General features: G+C 69.5%; 19 protein-coding genes and 1 riboswitch. Of the genes, 9 read left to right on the top strand and 10 right to left on the bottom strand.

Annotation, left to right across the window (positions count from 1 at the left end; all coding sequences use genetic code 11):
• Nucleotides 1-71 precede the first annotated feature (71 nt).
• From M0L44_RS10120 to fliE, 6 genes are read right to left on the bottom strand one after another with little or no spacing between them, the layout of a single operon-like run.
• Nucleotides 72-527: a flagellar FliJ family protein gene (locus tag M0L44_RS10120; protein WP_252769600.1), complete on the bottom strand. Its 456-nt coding sequence runs from the start codon at nucleotides 525-527 to the stop codon at nucleotides 72-74.
• Nucleotides 524-1,834: a flagellar protein export ATPase FliI gene (gene fliI / locus M0L44_RS10115; RefSeq protein ID WP_252769599.1), complete on the bottom strand. Its 1,311-nt coding sequence runs from the start codon at nucleotides 1,832-1,834 to the stop codon at nucleotides 524-526. Before fliI ends, M0L44_RS10120 begins: the two co-directional genes overlap by 4 nt.
• Entirely contained in the window at nucleotides 1,831-2,532 is a 702-nt protein-coding gene (gene fliH, locus M0L44_RS10110; protein WP_252769598.1) for a flagellar assembly protein FliH, read from the bottom strand. The genes fliI and fliH overlap by 4 nt, the downstream gene beginning before the upstream one ends.
• Nucleotides 2,532-3,572 carry a flagellar motor switch protein FliG gene (locus M0L44_RS10105; RefSeq protein ID WP_435526404.1) on the bottom strand — a complete coding sequence of 347 codons (1,041 nt, stop codon included), beginning with the start codon at nucleotides 3,570-3,572 and terminating at the stop codon, nucleotides 2,532-2,534. The genes fliH and M0L44_RS10105 overlap by 1 nt, the downstream gene beginning before the upstream one ends.
• Entirely contained in the window at nucleotides 3,556-5,253 is a 1,698-nt protein-coding gene (gene fliF, locus M0L44_RS10100) for a flagellar basal-body MS-ring/collar protein FliF (RefSeq protein WP_252769597.1), read from the bottom strand. The genes M0L44_RS10105 and fliF overlap by 17 nt, the downstream gene beginning before the upstream one ends.
• Before the next feature lie 13 nt (nucleotides 5,254-5,266).
• Nucleotides 5,267-5,536, bottom strand: coding sequence for a flagellar hook-basal body complex protein FliE (gene fliE / locus M0L44_RS10095; RefSeq protein ID WP_252769596.1), 270 nt, complete (start codon nucleotides 5,534-5,536; stop codon nucleotides 5,267-5,269).
• 607 nt (nucleotides 5,537-6,143) lie between these two features.
• Nucleotides 6,144-6,235: riboswitch (cyclic di-GMP riboswitch) on the bottom strand.
• A gap of 310 nt (nucleotides 6,236-6,545) precedes the next feature.
• Here fliE and M0L44_RS10090 point away from each other — a divergent pair.
• Genes M0L44_RS10090 through M0L44_RS10060 form a run of 7 tightly spaced genes read left to right on the top strand, consistent with a single transcriptional unit; the run spans nucleotide 6,546 to nucleotide 12,874 of the window.
• On the top strand, nucleotides 6,546-7,412 hold the full coding sequence (locus M0L44_RS10090; RefSeq protein ID WP_252769595.1) for a FliM/FliN family flagellar motor switch protein: 867 nt from the start codon (nucleotides 6,546-6,548) through the stop codon (nucleotides 7,410-7,412).
• A gap of 8 nt (nucleotides 7,413-7,420) precedes the next feature.
• Nucleotides 7,421-7,792, top strand: a complete 372-nt coding sequence (locus M0L44_RS10085; RefSeq protein ID WP_252769594.1) for a FliM/FliN family flagellar motor switch protein — start codon at nucleotides 7,421-7,423, stop codon at nucleotides 7,790-7,792.
• The gene (fliP, locus tag M0L44_RS10080) at nucleotides 7,789-8,559 is read left to right on the top strand and encodes a flagellar type III secretion system pore protein FliP (protein WP_252769593.1); all 771 of its coding nucleotides are present in this window, start codon (nucleotides 7,789-7,791) and stop codon (nucleotides 8,557-8,559) included. Before M0L44_RS10085 ends, fliP begins: the two co-directional genes overlap by 4 nt.
• A 22-nt stretch (nucleotides 8,560-8,581) precedes the next feature.
• Nucleotides 8,582-8,854 (top strand): flagellar biosynthesis protein FliQ, encoded by a 273-nt coding sequence (fliQ, locus tag M0L44_RS10075; protein WP_290429048.1) that lies wholly within the window; start codon nucleotides 8,582-8,584, stop codon nucleotides 8,852-8,854.
• 12 nt (nucleotides 8,855-8,866) lie between these two features.
• Nucleotides 8,867-9,664 carry a flagellar biosynthetic protein FliR gene (fliR, locus tag M0L44_RS10070; RefSeq protein WP_252769592.1) on the top strand — a complete coding sequence of 266 codons (798 nt, stop codon included), beginning with the start codon at nucleotides 8,867-8,869 and terminating at the stop codon, nucleotides 9,662-9,664.
• Nucleotides 9,654-10,787 (top strand): flagellar type III secretion system protein FlhB, encoded by a 1,134-nt coding sequence (flhB, locus tag M0L44_RS10065; protein WP_252769591.1) that lies wholly within the window; start codon nucleotides 9,654-9,656, stop codon nucleotides 10,785-10,787. The genes fliR and flhB overlap by 11 nt, the downstream gene beginning before the upstream one ends.
• A complete protein-coding gene (locus M0L44_RS10060; RefSeq protein WP_252769590.1) occupies nucleotides 10,784-12,874 on the top strand; it encodes a flagellar biosynthesis protein FlhA in 2,091 nt (696 codons plus the stop codon). The genes flhB and M0L44_RS10060 overlap by 4 nt, the downstream gene beginning before the upstream one ends.
• Here the strand turns inward: M0L44_RS10060 and M0L44_RS10055 are convergent.
• The 4 genes from M0L44_RS10055 to M0L44_RS10040 all read right to left on the bottom strand — a co-directional run bounded on the left by M0L44_RS10055 (nucleotide 12,863) and on the right by M0L44_RS10040 (nucleotide 16,889).
• On the bottom strand, nucleotides 12,863-13,927 hold the full coding sequence (locus tag M0L44_RS10055) for a flagellar hook-length control protein FliK (RefSeq protein ID WP_252769589.1): 1,065 nt from the start codon (nucleotides 13,925-13,927) through the stop codon (nucleotides 12,863-12,865). The genes M0L44_RS10060 and M0L44_RS10055 overlap by 12 nt on opposite strands.
• Before the next feature lie 28 nt (nucleotides 13,928-13,955).
• A complete protein-coding gene (locus M0L44_RS10050; protein WP_252769588.1) occupies nucleotides 13,956-14,831 on the bottom strand; it encodes a flagellin N-terminal helical domain-containing protein in 876 nt (291 codons plus the stop codon).
• Between the two features lie 153 nt (nucleotides 14,832-14,984).
• On the bottom strand, nucleotides 14,985-15,842 hold the full coding sequence (locus M0L44_RS10045) for a flagellin N-terminal helical domain-containing protein (RefSeq protein WP_252769587.1): 858 nt from the start codon (nucleotides 15,840-15,842) through the stop codon (nucleotides 14,985-14,987).
• Between the two features lie 141 nt (nucleotides 15,843-15,983).
• Nucleotides 15,984-16,889 (bottom strand): flagellin N-terminal helical domain-containing protein, encoded by a 906-nt coding sequence (locus M0L44_RS10040; protein WP_252769586.1) that lies wholly within the window; start codon nucleotides 16,887-16,889, stop codon nucleotides 15,984-15,986.
• Between the two features lie 114 nt (nucleotides 16,890-17,003).
• Between M0L44_RS10040 and dapF the strand changes: the two genes are divergently transcribed.
• Nucleotides 17,004-17,873 (top strand): diaminopimelate epimerase, encoded by an 870-nt coding sequence (gene dapF / locus M0L44_RS10035; RefSeq protein ID WP_252769585.1) that lies wholly within the window; start codon nucleotides 17,004-17,006, stop codon nucleotides 17,871-17,873.
• The gene (locus tag M0L44_RS10030; RefSeq protein ID WP_252769584.1) at nucleotides 17,870-18,565 is read left to right on the top strand and encodes a DUF484 family protein; all 696 of its coding nucleotides are present in this window, start codon (nucleotides 17,870-17,872) and stop codon (nucleotides 18,563-18,565) included. Before dapF ends, M0L44_RS10030 begins: the two co-directional genes overlap by 4 nt.
• Nucleotides 18,566-18,568: the final 3 nt, after the last annotated feature.

The following is an 18,568-nucleotide window of genomic DNA, read 5'->3' as shown; positions in this document are numbered from 1 at the left end:
CGGTTGACGGGGGTGACACCGTCAATAGGCGACCGTGCGGGCGCGGAACTGAAGCGTCATGGCGGCGGGCCTCATCCCGCGGCCGCCCGGCCACGCCACCAGACCTGGGTGGCCAGCTCATCCTGCTGCTTCTGGGCCTGCTGGGCCTGGGCCTGGCCCACGCGCTGCTGTTGCCGGTCGTGCACCTGGTCCAGCGCCCGGTGGCGCAGGGTGGCGCCCACCAGGGCCTGCTGGGTCTGGGCCAGCTGGGTCTCGTGCCGGGCCAGGTCCTCGCGATGCCGTTCGGCCAGGTCCAGCACGGCCTCGCGGTAGTGGCCGGCGTTGAGCAGCAGCGAGGGCGACAGAGCCGGCGAGCGCGCTGTCGCTCCCGCGCTGCGGGCCAGCTGCTGCAGCCGCTCCAGGTTGCGGCGGTAGCGCTGCTCGGTGGCCCGCTGGTCGGCCAGCGCGGCTTCCAGCCGGGCGCGCTCGCGCTCGCGCAGGTCCACCAGGGTGCCCAGCTGCCTGAGCTGTCGTTCTTCGCGGGTCATGCCATCAGCTCCAGCAGTTGGCGTTCGACCTCGTCCATCGGGGCGGCTTCGGTCGTGCCTTGTTTCAGGAAGGCCTCCATGCGCGGGTACAGCTGCACTGCGCGGTCGGTCGCGGGGTCGGCGCCGGCCACATAGGCGCCCAGCGGCAGCAGCTCGCGCACCTGGGCGTGGCGGGCGGCCAGTTCCTTGAAGGCGCGGGCGGCCTCCAGCTGCGGCCTGGGGCTCACCAGGCCGGCGCAGCGGCTGATCGACTGGGCGATGTCGATGGCCGGGTAGTGGCCGCGTTCGGCCAGCTCCCGGGTCAGCACGATGTGGCCGTCCAGGATGGCGCGCGCGGTGTCCACCACCGGGTCCTGTTGGTCGTCGCCCTCGGCCAGCACGGTGTAGATCGCGCTCATGCTGCCCTCGGGGTGTTCGCCGTTGCCGGCGCTTTCCACCAGCTGCGGCAGCAGGCCGAAGACCGAGGGCGGGTAGCCGCGGGTGGCCGGCGGCTCGCCCAGGGCCAGCGCCACCTCGCGCCGCGCCATGGCGTAGCGGGTCAGCGAGTCGACCAGCAGCAGCACGTGCAGGCCCTGGTCGCGGTAATGGGCGGCGATGGCATGGCACAGCTCGGTGGCACGCAGGCGCATCAGGGGCGATTCGTCGGCCGGCGCGCAAACCACGACCGAGCGGGCCAGGCCGGCGGTGCCCAGTGACAGGTCGATGAACTCACGCACCTCGCGGCCGCGCTCGCCAATCAGGCCGACCACGACCACGTCGGCCACGGTCTGGCGGGTGATCAGGCCCAGCAGCACGCTCTTGCCGACGCCGGAGCCGGCCATCAGGCCCACGCGCTGGCCGCGGCCCAGCGTGAGCAGGCCGTTGATGGCGCGCACGCCCACGTCCAGGCGTTCACGCACCGGGGTCTTCTTCAGCGGGTTGACCTTGGGAGGGCGGGTCTGCAGAACCTGCTCGCCATCGAGCCGGCCCAGGCCATCGATCGGCTCGCCCAGGCCGTTGACGATGCGGCCCAGCCAGGATGGCCCGATGCGCAGCGTGCTGTTGTCTGTCGCCGGCAGCACCCGTGCGCCGGTGGCCAGGCCATCGGTCTGCTTGAGCGCCATCAGGTAGGAGACCTCGTTGCGGAAGCCCACCGCCTGCGCGTCGATCCAGCGGCCGTCGGCCGCTTCGATGCGGCAACGCTGGCCGGTGTGGAAAGGGCAGCCGGTGCTTTCCAGCAGCAGGCCGGAGGCCCCAACCAGGCGGCCGGTCAGTGTGGCGACGGGCACGGGGTCGAGGTCCACCCGGCGCAGCGCGGCGCCGATCATGCGGCGGCCTCCAGCGGGGCGTCATCGTCCGGGCCCAGCTGGGCCTGCACCTGCGCCATGCAGGCCCCCAGGCGCTGGCGGCAGCCGGCGTCGGCCTCGCGGCCGGCGGCCTGCACGCGGCATTCGCCCGCTTCCAGCGCCGGGTCGGCCCGCAGCTGCCAGCGCGCGGCCCGGGTGGGGTCCAGTTCGCGGATGCGCTCGAGTTCCTCCGGGTTCAGGAAGACCTCGACCTCGTCGTCGCGGGTGGGCGGCAGGGCGGTCAGGGTTTCTTCGACCAGACTGAGCAGTTGCACGGGCTGGAGCGTCAACTCGCAGCGGATGACCTGGCGCGCCACCTTGGCCACCAGGTCCACCACGTCCTGGCGCAGCGCCGCGTGTTCCTCGGCACGCTGCTGGCGCAGCGCCTGCATCAGCGCGTCCACCGGCGTGGCCAGCGCGGCCCAGCGGGCGCGGGCCTCGGCCCGGGCCTGGTCCAGCGCCTGCTGGCGACCCTGGGCCAACCCCTCCTGCAGCCCGTGGGCCTGGCCGTCGGCCCGGCCGCTGGCCAGGCCTTCCTGGTAGCCCTTGTCCAGGCCTTCCTGGAAGCCCTGGGTCAGCGCGGCCTGCACATCCCCCAGGCCCGGGGCCGAACCGGGCTGGGCCTGCGCGAGGACCTGGGCCAGCGGCGGGAAGCGGTAGGGGCGGGCGTGCTTGAGCATCACTCGACCACTGCTTCGGCAAAGAGCTGCACATCGACCTCGCCGGCCTCGGCCAGGGCCTTGACCTGGGCCATGATCTCTTCGCGGGCCTGCTTGACGCGGCTCATCGGCACCGGGCCGCTGCGGCGCATCATGTCCTCGAAGCCCTGCGCCTGGCGGCGCGGCATGGTCTGCAGCACGGCGTCGCGGATGGCGGGCTCGGCGCCCTTGAGCGCGATGGCCCACTGCTCCAGTGGCACGACCTCGATCAGGCGCTGCAGCGTGGCCTCGGTCTGGCGACTGAGGATGAAGAAGTCGTACATGCTGACCTCGATCTCGGCCACCACGGCGGGGTCGTGGGCGCGCAGCAGCTCCACCATGCGGGCGCGGTCGCCCGGCAGGCGGTTGAGGATCTCGGCGGCCTGGCGGATGCCTTCCACCGTGGCGCTCTGGCTGCCCATGGCCTCCAGGCAGCGGTCCACCAGTTCTTCCAGTTCGTGCAGCAGCTCGTGGTCGATCTCGCTCAGGCGGGCGACGTTGATCAGCACGCGGTCCCGGCTCTCGGCGGGCAGGGCCTCGATCACCTGACCGGCCAGGGCCGAGGGCAGGAAGCTCAGGAACACCGCTTGCATGCGCACATGCTCGCGGGCGATGCGTTCGGCCAGCCACTTGGGCGTGGCCCATTGCAGGCGCGCCATCTTGGGACGGATGGCGTCGCCGTAGATGTTGTTGAGCACGCTGTTGGCGATCTCCGAGCCCAGCGCCAGGTCCAGCGAGCGCTTGAGGTAGGAGCGCGAGGCGCCGTGAAGGCCGCTCTGCTGCCGGTAGTCGTCGAAGAAGCACTGCAGCGCGGTCTTCACCGAATCCACCTTGATGCCGCTCATGCGCGACATGACCTGGGTGAGCTCCAGCAGCTCCTCGCGGCTCAGGCAGCGCAGCACCGCGGCGGCAGGCTCCTCGCCGATGCTCAGCATCACGATGGCGGCTTGCTCGACCGGTGTCATGGTGCCGCCCATGGTCAGGGGCGCACCGGTGTCCTGGGGTTCATTCGGGCTGGGCATGCTTTTGCATCCATTGCTTGACGACTTCGGCCACGCGTTCCGGCTCCTTGCCGGCCAGCGTCTTCAGGTGATCGACCAGCACGTCCACCGGGGAGCCGGCGGGCGGCAGGTCGTAGTTCTCGAGCAGGGGCACCACGGGCATCTCGGCGCCGGGGGCCGCGCCGGGCAGCGCGGGCGCGGCCTCACCGACCCGGCCAGGCAGGGCGGCGGCGGGTCCGTGGGACGGGGACGCGTTGCGCTCCAGCTCGGTCAGCGGCGTCAGCCCCGGTGTGGTCGCGGGCAGCAGGCGCTGCTGGGCGGCGCGTGTCAGTGGGCGCAGCACCAGGAAGAACAGCAGCAGGCCGCCCACCGCCCAGCTGGCCCAGTTCACGCCGTCCAGCAGCGTGTCGCGTTCCTGCCACCAGGGCAGGGGGGTGGCCACGGCGGGGAAGGCCAGCGCCGAGACGGTGAGCTTGTCGCCGCGCTGGGCGTCGATGCCCAGGCCGCTGCGCAGGATCTTGTCGATGTTGGCCAGGTCGGCCGGGCTCCAGCCCGTCTTGCTGCCGCCCGGGGCCACGGCGGTGTTGAGCACCACGGCCACGTTCATGCGGGCCAGGCGGCCGCGGCTGCGCTGGATCTGGGTGATGCTGCGGTCGTAGGCGTACTGGCGGCTGGTGGCTTCCTTGCGGGCGGTGGCCGCATCCGACGCGGGCGCCGAGGCGGCCACGGCCACCGGCCGGTTGCTCAGCGAGCCGGGCACGCCCACGGCCAGGCTGTCGCGGTCGGTCTCCTGGCGCATGGCCTCGGTCGTCACCTTGGGGGTCTCGCCGTACTTCTCGTGGGTTTCGCTGACCTTGTCGTTGTCTACCTCGGCGGTGACGCTCAAGCGGTAGTTGCCCGCGCCCAGCACCGGGACCAGCAGGTCCTGCACATTGCGCCGCACCTCGTCCTGGTAGTGGCCGGCGGCCTCGCCCCCCTGGCCGGCCTCGAAGCCATCGCTCAGGTCCACATGGGCCGACAGCAGATTGCCGGCCTGGTCCACCACGCTCACGCGCTGCGGGTCCAGACTGGCCAGGCTGCCGGAGACCAGGCTGATGATGGCGGCGATCTGCTCGCGACCCAGCGTGCGGCCGGGCTTGAGGGCCAGTACCACCGAGGCCGAGCTCTTCTCGCCGTCGTTGACCACGAAGGAGGAGGACTTGGCGATCGACAGGTGCACCCGGGCCGAAGCCACCGGGTCCAGCGTCATGACGCTCTGCGAAAGCTCGCCTTCCAGGCCGCGGCGAAAGCGCATGTCCTGCACGAACTGGCTCACGCCCAGCGGGTCGTCCTTGTCCATCAGCTCCATGCCGGCGGGCAGCTTGGCGGTCACGCCCTTGGCCGCCAGCATCATGCGCACCTGGCCCAGCCTGTCCTGAGGCACCAGCACCTGGCCGGTCTCGGGGTGCAGGCGGTAGGGCACATGCTCGGCATCCAGCACCGCCACCATGTCGCCCACGGCCACGCGCTCGCGCTCGCCGAACACCGGCTTGTAGCTGGATTCGTCGCGCCACAGCAGCATCAGCACCACCGCGGTCACGCCGGCGGCCAGCAGCACCAGGGGCACGAGGTGGCGCAGCAGCGGTGCCAGGGCGGGCGAGCGCCCGGTCAGGCGGTTGCGCCACTGGCCCAGCAGCGGGGTGAGGCTTCGCAGCGTGTTCATGGCGTGCGCAGCCTCACAGCGGGAGCTTCATCAGCTCGTCCAGGCCGCCCATCACCTTGTTGCGCACCTGCATGAGCATGGAGAAGGACAGGCTGGCTTCCTGGCTGGAGAGCATGGCGCCGACCAGGTCATCGGAGCGGCCGCTTTCGACGGACTCGACCTTCTGGGCAGCGGTCTGCTCCTGGGCATCCACCGCGCGCACCACCCCCTGCATCTCGGCCAGGAAACCGCTGCCGGCCGGTCCCGCCGCCTGGCTGGCGTCCGACGCCGACAAGGTGTCCATCGGATTGCTCCGAATGGACGTCAGGTTTGACTGAATATCTGTCAGCTCGCGCTGCAGTGCAACCGACATGTCCATGTTCGTCAGAACTTCCTGAATATTGTTTGGGATGAATACTGAATCAGGTGACCCGCGGCCTGGGTTTGTTTGGCCCGAAGATTAAAGATATTCGAGCGAAGAGAATCCTTACCCTGATATTCAGTCAGGGATGACACGTGTAAGGATTTTCCCAAGCGAGGCGGGCGGGTCGCCCTGTTTTCGTTCTGAAAACTATCTTCGCTGTGGTAACGGCAAGTTCAAAGAAAAGTAAAGGCTGTCCTTGCCCTGTTTCTTCGAGTTATTCGGTCGAGGGGCGTCCGGCGCGGGCCATGGCCGGCGGGCCAGGGCGACCGTGCTGCGGCCGGGGCGGCGGCGATGGGGCGGGCGGGTGGGCGTCGGCAGCATGGAGGCGTCCTTCCGGGGAGGCGATGACAGGGCGGCAGCACCGCGCGAAGCGCCCAGGACGCAAGCGCCGTCACGGGCGTGACGGCGACGACAAACCGGTCCCTGCCAGGCGGCCTGGATGGACGTCCAAGTCTGTCAACGGGCGGAAAAACCCGGCGACAACCGGTTCGGCGGCCCCGCTATCGTGGCCCTGTGTCCAGGGCGACAGACCGGAAGCTTTGCGACCCCGACTTTCGTGCGGGTGTGCCAAGAATGGGTCCGATTCTGAAGGGTTTGTGAAGAAATGCAATCGGAATTGCTGCGGTGCAACAGCGGGCGCCGTGACCTGGTTCACAGAATCGGATGAACCTTTTATGACGCGGGGATGTGTGTTTTCGGGGCATGCCCGCTGGAAATCCGCGCAGCGGCCGCTGCCAGCGCGATGTCGGCGCTGCGACAGACCGATGCTGCAATGCAACGTGAAATACGGCAGAAAAACAGCTGTTGTGCAAGCGATTGCCCGCTGGGGTGCTTCATTAGGATTTGTTCAGGCCGAAATCACGCGGCCTCATCCTTTTTTGCACATTCCATGGTCAATGCATCTTCGACGGCGCGTGCCACTGCCGTGCAGGTGGTCGATCCCCGCTTTCTGGGGCGTCCGGTCCACCGCCTGGCCGACGTGGCCCGGCGTCTGCACGACGATCTCGAGCGCCACTGGATCCAGCCCTTCAACCGGCGCCACCATGCTGGCCTGTCGCTGCAGGCGCTGAGCTTCGGCCCGGTGCGGGCTTCGGCCGAGCGTTGGGCGGCCTACGCCGATGACGACGGGACCCTGCAGTTCACGCTCAGCCGCAGCGCGGCCCTGTGCGTGCTGGGCTACCGCTACGGCCTGGGCCGCGAGCAGCTGCCCGCCGCCTGCGACCCGGCCCAGGTCGGCGAAACCAGCACCGAGGAGCGGCTGGTGCGCCAGCTCGGCGCGCAGTGGCTGGCCGTGCTGCTGGCCCGCTGCCGGGAGGGGCTGGAGGGCAGCCCCTCGGTGGAGTCGCTGCAGCAGCCCAGCTGCCTGGGGGCCGGCCCGGCCCCGGTCAGCGGCTGGCAGCTGAGCTTCGCGCTGGAGGACCTCGAATCCGGCGTGCGCGGGCAGGGGGCCATGGTGCTCGACCTGGTCTGGATGGAGCGCCTGTTCCGCTGGCTCGAACCCCTGCGCCCGCGCCGTGGCCGCGAGCCGCGCGAATCGGCCCGGCCCTTTCCCCACCGCCTGGGCCTGACCCTGACCGCCCGCCTGCTGCAGCAGGAGATGCCGCTGGGCCGCCTGCTGGACTTGCAGGTCGGCGAGGTGCTGCCGGTGCGCCTGGGCGCCACCGATGTGCTGATCGACGACGCCCGGCTCTTCACCGCCACGGTGGCGGAGCGCCAGGGCAAGCTGTGCCTGACTTCCTTTCAAGACGCGGAGTGACCCACCCGATGAATGCCAACGACAAGCTGGAGATGGACCCGATGCTGGGCGATGGTCCCGACCTGATCGACGTGGACATGCCCGAGGTGGCGCAGGCCGCCGCGTCGCCGGCCAAGCCGCGCCGCGACCTGTCCCAGATGATGCGCCGCATTCCCATCACGCTGACCCTGGAGGTGGGCAGCGCGCGCGTCAGCCTGCAGGACCTGGCCGAGCTGAGCGAGGCCTCGGTGGTGGAGCTGGACGCGCTGGCCGGCGAGCCGCTGGTCATCAAGGCCAACGGCACGCCGGTGGGCCGGGCCGAGGTGGTGGTTTCCGGGGACAACTACGGCCTGAAGGTCGTCGAGTTCAGCGGCCTGGACCTGGACCGCCTGCAGGGATGAGCGCCCTGCGGCCATCGCCGGGCCTGCGGGCCTGGGTGCGTCCCCTGCTGATGCTGGCCCTGCTGGCCGGCGCGGCCGCGGCCCAGGCCGACGAGTTGAAGCTGCCCGACCTGGGCGGGGCCGGCCCGTCCGGCGGGCTGACCGTCAAGTCGCAGATCCTGGTCCTGATGACCCTGCTCGGGCTGCTGCCCGCGCTGGTGCTGATGATGACCAGCTTCACCCGCTTCGTGATCGTCCTGTCTCTGCTGCGCCAGGCCCTGGGCCTGCAGCAGGGCCTGCCCAACCGCATCGTCACCGGCGTGGCGCTGATCCTCACGATGCTGGTCATGCGGCCGGTGGGCGACCAGATCTGGAGCCAGGCCTTCAAGCCCTACGACCAAAATCAGATCAGCATGGAGGTGGCGCTCGAGCGCGCTGCGCAGCCGCTCTCGCGCTTCATGCTGGCCCAGACCAGCAAGGCTGCGCTGCAGCAGGTGGCAGGCCTGGCCGGCGACGCAAAGGTGGCCAAGCCTGAAGACCACGCCTTCACCGTCAAGCTGGCGGCCTTCGTGCTCAGCGAGCTCAAGACCGCCTTCCAGATCGGCTGCCTGCTGTTCATCCCCTTCCTGGTCATCGACCTGGTGGTGTCCTCGGTACTCATGGCGATGGGGATGATGATGCTCTCGCCGCTGGTCATCTCGCTGCCGCTCAAGCTGCTGCTGTTCGTGCTGGTGGACGGCTGGACGTTGACCGTCCAGACCCTGGTCAGCAGCGTGCACCCCGTCTGATGCCGACCGAGGAAGGCCGCCCATGCTGACCCCCGAGATCGCCGCCGACCTGGTGGCCGAATGTCTGAAGCTGGTGATGCTGCTGGTGACCGTGCTGGTGCTGCCCGGTCTGGTGGTGGGCTTGGTGGTCAGCCTGTTCCAGGCCGCCACCCAGATCAACGAGCAGACCCTGAGCTTTCTGCCGCGCCTGCTGGTCACCCTGCTGGTGGTGGGCCTGGCGGGGCGCTGGATGGTGGTCACGCTGATGGACTACTGCGTCAGCATCTTCCACCGCGCCGCCGCCCTGGTGGGCTGAGCCGGGCGCCCCATGGAACCCCTGCTGCTCCAGCTGCCCGCGCTGCTCACGGCCCTGTGGTGGCCGTTCTGCCGCAGCCTGGCGGTGCTGAGCATGGCGCCGGTGCTGGGCGAGGCGATGGTGCCGGTGACCGTGCGCATCCTGCTGTCACTGGTGCTGGGTGTGATCCTGATGCCGGTGGCCGCCCAGGGCGCCGTGCCGGTGGACCCTTTCTCGCTGCAGGGCCTGGCGGCCACGGTGGAGCAGGCGGTGATCGGCCTGGCCATCGGCCTGGCGCTGCAACTGGCCCTGGCCGCCTTCCAGGTGCTGGGCTACCTGGCCTCCTCGCAGATGGGGCTGGCCATGGCGGTGATGAACGACCCGCTCAACGGCAGCGCGTCGGACGCGGTGTCCAACCTGGTCTTCATCCTCTGCACCCTGGTGTTCTTCGCGGTGGACGGGCACCTGGTGGTGACGGGCGTGCTGGGCGCGAGCTTCAAGGCCTGGCCGGTGGGCGCGGGCTGGGGCAGCCTGTCGCTGCAGACCCTGGCCCTGCAGGTGGGCTGGGTCTTCTCGGCGGCCATGCTGCTGGCCCTGCCGCTGGTGTTCTCCACGCTGGTGGTGCAGATCGGCTTCGGCTTCCTGAACCGGGTGGCCCCGACGATGAACCTGTTCTCGCTGGGCTTCTCGGTCGTCACCCTGTTCGGCGTGCTGATGCTGTGGGCCCTGATCCCGGCCCTGCCCACGCACTACCTGCAGGCCACCCAGCACACGCTGGACCTGCTGCAGCAGGGGCTGATGCAGGCCAAGGAGGCCCCGCATGGCGGATGAGGCCGGCGACAAGACCGAACAGGCCTCGCAGCAGAAGCTGCGCAAGGTGCGCGAGCAGGGCCAGGTCGTGCGCTCGCGCGACGTGGCCACCGCCATCGGGCTGATGGTCGGCCTCAAGCTGACCCTGCTGCTGATGCCGCTGTGGCTGGCTGACTTCGAGGCCCTGTTCCGCCTCATCCTGTCGCCGATGGATGGGCCGGCGGGCCTGCTCAACCTGGGTTCGCTGGTCTTCCCGGCCGTGATGCTGCTGCTGGTCAAGATGGTGGCCCCGCTGGCGGTCATCCCGCTGGCCATCGTCGCGGGTTCGCTGTGGCCGGGCGGCTGGATCTTCAGTTTCGAGAACCTGCAGCCCAAGCTGGAGCGCTTCAATCCCTTGTCCAACCTGGGGCGGCTCTTCTCCGGCAAGCACCTCAGCGAGTTCGGCCTGTCGCTGTTCAAGGTCGGCGTGCTGCTGGCCGTGCTCTGGCACGTGGTGCGCTCCTCGGTGACCGAATCGTTGCACCTGCAGTCGCTCACGCTGGGGCAGGCCATCGCCACTGGCGCCGGCGTGATGATGGACGGCATTCTCTCGATGGCCCTGGTCTTCGTGCTGTTCGCCCTGGCCGACCTGCCGCTGCAGCGGCTGATGTTCATGCGCCAGCAGCGCATGAGCAAGCAGGAGCTCAAGGAAGAGCACAAGAACAACGAGGGTCGGCCTGAGGTGCGCCAGCGCATCCGCCAGCTGCAGATGGCGCTGGCCCGCCGGGGCGCGCGCAAGACGGTGCCCACGGCGGATGTGGTCATCGTCAACCCCGAGCATTACGCCGTCGCGCTGAAGTACGACGAGAAGCGTGCCCAGGCACCCTACGTGGTGGCCAAAGGCATCGACGAGATGGCCCTCTACATCCGCCAGCTGGCGCGTGAGCACCGCGTCGAGGTGCTGGAGATCCCGCCGCTGGCGCGCGCCATCTACCGCACCAGCCAGGTCCAGCAGCAGATCCCCGCCGCGCTCTACAAGGCGGTGGCCCTGGTGCTGCACCACGTGCTGGCGCTCCAGGCCTTCCACCAGGGGCGGCGCGGCGCCGCGCCCGTCCTGCCCACCGACATCCCGGTGCCGGCCCATCTTTCCGAGATCACGCCATGAACGCGCTGAGCCGATTCCTTGCCGAAGTCCGCCGCCAGAAGGTGGCCACGCCGCTGTTCCTGATGGCCGTGCTGGCCATGATCATCCTGCCGCTGCCCCCGGTGCTGCTGGATGTGTTGTTCACGTTCAACATCGTGCTGGCGATGGTGGTGGTGCTGGTCAGCGTGAGCGCCAAGCGGCCGCTGGACTTCTCCGTCTTCCCGACCATCATCCTGGCCACCACGCTGATGCGGCTGACGCTCAACGTGGCTTCCACCCGGGTGGTGCTGCTGCACGGCCACGAGGGCACGCAGGCGGCGGGCCATGTGATCGAGGCCTTCGGGAACGTGGTGATCGGCGGCAACTTCGTCGTCGGCCTGGTGGTCTTCGTCATCCTGATGATCATCAACTTCGTGGTGGTCACCAAGGGCGCGGAGCGCATCTCGGAGGTGTCGGCCCGCTTCACGCTGGATGCGCTGCCCGGCAAGCAGATGGCCATCGACGCGGACCTGAACGCCGGCCTCATCAACCAGGAAAAGGCCCAGGCCCGCCGCCGGGAGGTGGGCATGGAGGCCGACTTCTACGGTGCGATGGACGGCGCCTCCAAGTTCGTGCGGGGCGACGCCGTCGCCGGCATCCTGATCCTGCTGATCAACATGCTGGGCGGCGTGGCCATCGGCGCGCTGATGCACGACCTCAGCTTTGCCGATGCCTTCCGCCAGTACGCGCTGCTGACCATTGGCGACGGCCTGGTGGCCCAGATCCCGGCGCTGTTGCTGTCCTCGGCCGCGGCCATCATCGTCACCCGCATCAGCGATTCGGGCGACTTCGAGCAGCAGGTGGGCGAACAGTTGCTGGCCAACCCGGCCGTGTTGTTCAGCGCCGCCGGCATGATGGCGCTGCTGGCCAGCATCCCCGGCATGCCGCGCCTGACCTTCCTGGCCTTTGCCGCGCTGCTGGCCTTTGCCGGTTGGCGCATGCATCAGCGCGAACCCCGCCCGGTGGCCGAGCCCGACCAGGCCCTGCAGGGCGCCCTGGTGGTGGAGCGCCCGCCCGAGCTGGACTGGCGCAGCCTGCCGGTCGTCGAGCCGCTGACGCTGACGGTGGGTTACCGGCTGGTGAGCCTGATCGACCAGGCCCATGGCGCACCGCTGACGCAGCGGGTCAAGGGCCTGCGCCAGACGCTCAGCGAGCAGATGGGCCTGTTGCTGCCGGCCATCGGCGTGCGCGACGACCTGGGTCTCAAGCCCACCCAGTACAGCGTGCTGCTCAACGGCACGCCGCTGGCCGGTGGCGAGGTCCATCCGGACCGCCTGATGGCCATCCCCTCGCCGCAGACCTACGGCGAGCTGGACGGCCTGCCCGCCGTGGACCCCGCCTACCGCATGCCGGTGGTGTGGATCAGCCCGCAGGACAAGGCCCATGCGCTGGGCCTGGGCTACCAGGTGGTGGATGTGTCCAGCGTGATCGCCACCCACCTCTCGAAGCTGGTGCGCGAGCAGCTGCCCGAGCTGCTGCGCCACGACGACGTGGCCGCGCTGCTGGAGCGCCTGGGCACGCTGGCCCCCAAGCTGGCCGCGGCACTGGAGAAGGCCCTCAACCACAGCCAGCTGCTGAAGGTCTTCCGCGCGCTGTTGACCGAGGGCGTGTCGCTGCGCGACATCGTGCCGGTGGCCACCACCCTGCTGGAGAACGCCGAGGCCACCAAGGACCCGCTGATGCTGGCGGCCGAGGTGCGTTGCACGCTGCGCCGCCAGATCGTCAACGGCCTGTGCGGGCCGGCGGCCGAGCTCAAGGCCTTCAACCTCAGCGGCGAGTTGGAGAGCCTGCTGCTGGGGGCGCTCAACCAGGCCCGCCAGGGCAATCAGAAGGTGGCGCTGGACAACTTCCCGGTCGATCCTCAGCTGCTGTCGCAACTGCAGCTGAACATGCCCACGGTGCGTGAGCAGATGAAGCAGCAGGCGGCCGCGCCGGTGCTGCTGGTGATGCCGCAGATCCGGCCGCTGCTGGCGCGCTATGCCCGGCTGTTCGCGCCGGGCCTGAACGTGCTGTCCTACAACGAGGTGCCCGAGCAGCGCGAGGTCAGCATCGTCGGCTCACTGGGCTGAGGCTGGCGGGCCCGCGGCCGGCGTTTCGTCGGCCCAGAGTGCCAGGCACAGCTCGGTCGCCACGCGGAACAGCAGCGGCGGCAGCCGGGCGGGTTGCACGCGGCCGGCTGGCGGTGTCCACAGGGCCATGCCCGGTCGCAGCCGTTCCAGCTGACCGCCTTCCAGGCTCAGGCCCAGTCGGGTGATCGGGCCGGCCAGTCGCGGCAGCTGCTGCTGCAGCCGCGTCAGCGCCTCGGGTTCGGCGGCCGCCACGCGCAGATGCAGGCCTGGTTCTGCACCCGGCCCCGTGGCGCCCAGCTCGATCTGCAGCACCACCGGGCCCCAACCCGGCGGGCTGAGCATCAGCCGCAGGGCCAGCAGGTGCGTGCGGGGGGATGGCTGCGGTGGCGCGGCCGCCGGCTCCACCAGCAGCAGCCCCAGGCGCAGCGCGCCCAGCCGCAGCTCAAAGTGCAGCGGCTTCTGTCCGCCCGGCGGGGCGTCGGGGTCCGCGTCGTCTTCGTTTTCGCGGGCCAGCCAGGTCGCCAGCAGGCCCCAGGGCAGCGCGCCGTCGGCGGCGCGCTGGCGCCAGCGCTCGCGCCGCTCGCCGCCGCGCGAGCCTGTCAGCACCTGGTGGCGCCACTGGAAGGCCAGGCGCGTGGCTTCGCCACTCAGGGGGTGGATCAGTCGCAGGATCTCCGCGTCGGGGCGGAGGTCGGCCAGCGCCGCCGGCACAGGGGGGGCGGACCGGTCGATGGGGGCGTCCGCGTTCCCTGGTGCAGGAGGTGGGTCCGCGACGGGGGGCGGGGTGGCCTGCAGCTGCAGTGCCAGCTGAGGACGGGTGCTGACCACGGTCCAGCTCAGGGCGGTGCCCAGGGGCAGGTGGGCCAGCGGCGCATCCGTGGCGGGCAAGCGCCAGACGTGGCCCCCGGCGCCTTGCAGCAGGGCCACGCCGTCCTGCAGCCCGACCAGGCGCAGCAGCACCAGATCGCCAGCACGCCAGGCCGGGGGGGGCCAGCCGCCGGCGCCCAGCACGGGGCGCGGCAGGCTGACGGGGGCAACGCGCTCCAGCGCCATCGGGGCCGCCCGGCTGCGTACGGTGGGTTTACTGCATCAGCGACAGGACCATCTGGGACATGGAGCTCGATTGCTTGAGCATCGAGGTGCCGGCCTGCAGCAGCATCTGCTTGGCGGTCATGTTGGAGGTTTCGGTGGCGTAGTCGACGTCCATGATGCGGCCCTTGGCGGCGGCGGTGTTGGTGCTCATGTTGCCGAGGTTGTTGTAGACGTGGTCCAGGCGGTTGGAAGCCGCGCCCAGGGCCGAGCGCACCGTGCCCACTTCCTTCAGCGCCGTCTCCACCAGGGTGATGGTGGCCGAGGCGCCGATTTCGGTGCCGCTCGTCCAGCCCGAGGCCTTGTAGTTGTTGGTGCTCACCGCCTTGAGGGCGGCGTCCAGCGTGCCGCCGGTCTTCAGGCTGGCCGAGACGTCCACCTTCATGGTCTCACTGGCGCTGGCGCCGATCTGGAAGGTCACGCCGGTGGTGGCGGCCAGCGAACCCGAGGCGGCATCCAGCAGCTTGGAGCCGCCAAAGGAGGTGTTGGCGGTGATGTTGTACAGCTCCTGGCCCAGCGCATCGTACTCGGCCTGCATGGCGGTCTTGTCGTCGGTCGACGAGGTGCCGTTGGCGCCTTCGGTGGCCAGGTCCTTCATGCGCTGCAGGATGTCGGTCACCTCGCTGAAGGCGCCTTCGGCGGTCTGCATCATCGAGATGCCGTTCTGGGTGTTCTTCTGGGCGACGGCCATGCCACGGGTCTGGGAATTCAGACGGGTGGCGATCTGCAGGCCGGCGGCGTCGTCCATGGCGGAGTTGACGCGGTAGCCGGTGCCCAGGCGGGTCATGGAGGCGGTCAGGGCCTTCTGGCTGTTGGCCAGGGCGGTCTGGGTGGACAGTGCTGCGGCGTTGGTGTTCAGGCTGAGCATGGCAAAGACTCCTGGTGGGGTGGTGGGGCCTCGTCGTGACGCCCTCTCATTCACTAGGCGACCGGCTGCCGCCGGGGCTTAAGTGACGGGCATGAAAAAGGCCACCCGAGGGTGGCCTGGCGGCGTGGCGCGCGGGCGCGCGATGTCGCGGGTTTACTGCATCAGCGACAGGACCATCTGCGACATGGAGCTCGATTGCTTGAGCATCGAGGTGCCGGCTTGCAGCAGCATCTGCTTGGCGGTCATGTTGGAGGTCTCGGTGGCGTAGTCGACGTCCATGATGCGGCCCTTGGCGGCGGCGGTGTTGGTGCTCATGTTGCCGAGGTTGTTGTAGACGTGGTCGAGGCGGTTGGAGGCGGCGCCCAGGGCCGAGCGCACCGTGCCCACATCCTTCAGCGCCGTTTCCAGCTTGGTGATGGTGGCATTGGCCGTGGCGGTCAGCTCGGTACCGGTCGAACCGGCCGCCGCGTAATTGGCCGTGGCGGCCAGCAGGTCGGTGCCCAGCGTGGTCATCGAGGTCGAGGCGTCGACCGACATCGTCTCCGAGGCGCTGGCGCCGATCTGGAAGGTCACCGCGCCGCTGCCCAACGTGCCACCGGCCAGCAGCTTGGAGCCGCCGAAGGTGGTGTTGTTCATGATGTTGTAGAGCTCTTGGCCCAGCGCGTCGTATTCGGACTGCATGGCCGTCTTGTCGTCGGAGGACGAGGTGCCGTTGGCCGCTTCGGTGGCCAGGTCCTTCATGCGCTGCAGCATGTCGGTCACTTCGCTGAAGGCGCCTTCAGCGGTCTGCATCATCGAGATGCCGTTCTGGGTGTTCTTCTGGGCGACGGCCATGCCACGGGTCTGGGAGTTCAGGCGGGTGGCGATCTGCAGGCCGGCGGCGTCGTCCATGGCGGAGTTGACGCGGTAGCCGGTGCCCAGGCGGGTCATGGAGGCGGTCAGGGCCTTCTGGCTGTTGGCCAGGGCGGTCTGGGTGGACAGTGCTGCGGCGTTGGTGTTCAGGCTGAGCATGGCAAAACTCCTGGTGGGGTGGATGGGGCCTCATCACGACGCCCTCAGCTGTACTAAGCGACCGGCGGGCGAGCTGGCTTAAACGGCGGACCAAAGAAAAGGCCACCCGAAGGTGGCCTGTGCAGGGAGGGGCGCGCAGGCTTATTGCATCAGCGAGAGGACCATCTGCGACATGGAGCTCGATTGCTTGAGCATCGAGGTGCCGGCCTGCAGGAGCATTTGCTTGGCGGTCATGTTGGAAGTCTCGGTGGCGTAGTCCACGTCCATGATGCGACCCTTGGCGGCGGCGGTGTTGGTGCTCATGTTGCCGAGGTTGTTGTAGACGTGGTCCAGGCGGTTGGAGGCCGCGCCCAGCGCCGAGCGCACCGTGCCCACATCCTTGAGCGCGTTTTCCAGCAGCGTGATGGTGCCGGCCGAGCCGATCTCCGCGCCGGTCGTGGCGGCGGTGGCCGTGGTCTTGTAGGTGGCGCTGGCCAAGCCCAGGGTGCCGCCGTCGTTCGTCAGCCCGGAGACGGCGGCCGACACGTCGGTGGTCATCGTTTCGCTGGCGCTGGCGCCAATCTGGAACGTGATGCCACCGGTCTTGCCCAGCGTGCTGGTGCCGCCGGTCACGGCCGCGGCGTTGGTGCCGGTCGCGAACAGCTTCTGGCCGCCGAAGGACGTGTTGTCCATGATGTTCTTCAGCTCGCGGCCCAGCGCGTCGTATTCCGACTGCATGGCGGTCTTGTCGTCGGTCGACGAGGTGCCGTTGGCGCCTTCGGTGGCCAGGTCCTTCATGCGCTGCAGGATGTCGGTCACCTCGCTGAAAGCACCTTCGGCGGTCTGCATCAGGGAGATGCCGTTCTGGGTGTTCTTCTGGGCGACGGCCATGCCACGGGTCTGGGAATTCAGACGGGTGGCGATCTGCAGGCCGGCGGCGTCGTCCATGGCGGAGTTGACGCGGTAGCCGGTGCCCAGGCGGGTCATGGAGGCGGTCAGGGCCTTCTGGCTGTTGGCCAGGGCGGTCTGGGTGGACAGTGCTGCGGCGTTGGTGTTCAGGCTGAGCATCGGGGGACTCCTGCGGGGTTGCGGGGTCGTCGTTATGACGCCCTCTTCCCCGCAAAGGCGACCGTGCCTGGCGTGAACTTAAATCCGTCGGGCTGACAACGGATAATCCGCACCATGCGTTTGCACTTCACCAAGATGCACGGCGCCGGCAACGACTTCGTCGTGCTGGATGCCACCCGCGCGCCGCTGGCGCTCAGCCGGGAACAGCTGCAGTTCCTGGGCGACCGGCGCTTCGGCGTGGGCGCCGATCAGATCCTGGTCGTCGAGGCCGCGCAGGCCCCGGGTGTGGATTTCCGCTACCGCATCTTCAACGGTGCCACCGGCGACGAGGTGGAGCAGTGTGGCAACGGCTCGCGCTGCTTCGTGCGCTATGTGCACGACCACGGGCTGAGCGACAAGACCGCCATCCGCGTGGAGACGGTCAACAACCTGCTGACGCTGAGCCTGCAGCCCGACGGCCGGGTGACAGTGGACATGAACCAGCCCCGCTTCGCTCCGGCCGATCTGCCCTTTGACCCCACCGGGCTGGTGCCGCGCGAGGTGAACGGCATGCCGCTGTGGCCGCTGGACCTGGGCGGCGGTGCGCAGGCCGGTGTCATGGTTGAAGTGGCGCTGGTGTCCATGGGCAACCCGCACGCCGTGCTGCGGGTGGACGACGTGACCACCGCGCCGGTGGCCGACTGGGGCCCCAAGATCGAGGCCCACCCGCGTTTCCCGCGCAAGGTCAACGCCGGCTTCCTGCAGGTGCGTTCGCGCACCGAGGTGGCCCTGCGCGTGTTCGAACGCGACGCGGGCGAAACCCTGGCCTGTGGCACCGGCGCCTGTGCGGCGGTGGTGGCCGGCATCCGCCTGGGCTGGCTGGATGCCACGGTGGATGTCCACACCCGCGGCGGCGTACTCACCATCGAATGGGCCGGGGAAGGCCATTCGGTCCGCATGACCGGTCCCGCGGTGACCGTCTTTGAAGGAGAGATCGAGCTGTGACGAGCAACGAGAACGGGGTGCAAGGCATCACCGAACAGGACATCGCCAACTACCTGGCCAACAACCCCGGCTTCTTCGAGCGCCAGGCCGAACTGCTGGCCACCATCCAGCTCACCAGCCCGCACGGCCAGCGCGCCGTCTCGCTGCAGGAGCGGCAGATGGAGATGCTGCGCGAGCGCATCAAGGGCCTGGAGCGCAAGATCATGGAGATGATCCGCGCGGGCCAGGAGAACGTGATGATCGCCGAGCGCATGCACCGCTGGACCTGCGCCGTGATGCTGGCGCGCAGCGCGGTGATGCTGGGCGAGGTGCTGGTGGCCGAGCTCAAGCACGAGTTCCTGATCCCGCAGGCGGCCGTGCGGGTCTGGGGCGTGGCCCCGGCCTATGCCCACCTGCCCTGGGCCCAGGGCGCCAGCGAGGACGTCAAGACCTTTGCCGCCAGCCTGTCCCAGCCCTACTGCGGCCTGAACGCCCAGTTCGAGGCCGCCCAGTGGCTGGGCGACGCCACGCCGGCGCAATCGCTGGCCATGATCCCGCTGCGCCTGGGCAAGTCGGCCGGCGAGTGCTTCGGCCTGCTGGTGCTGGGCTCGCCCGACGCGCTGCGCTACCAGAACGACATGGGCACCGAATTCCTGCAACAGGTGGGCGACATCGCCAGCGCGGCGATGGGCCGCCTGCTGCTGGCCGAGTGACAC

Source organism: Ideonella oryzae, assembly GCF_024055665.1.
In the GTDB taxonomy this organism is placed as follows: domain Bacteria; phylum Pseudomonadota; class Gammaproteobacteria; order Burkholderiales; family Burkholderiaceae_C; genus Ideonella; species Ideonella oryzae.
Note: the sequence above shows the minus strand (reverse complement) of the source record. Positions and strands in the feature narration are given on the sequence as shown.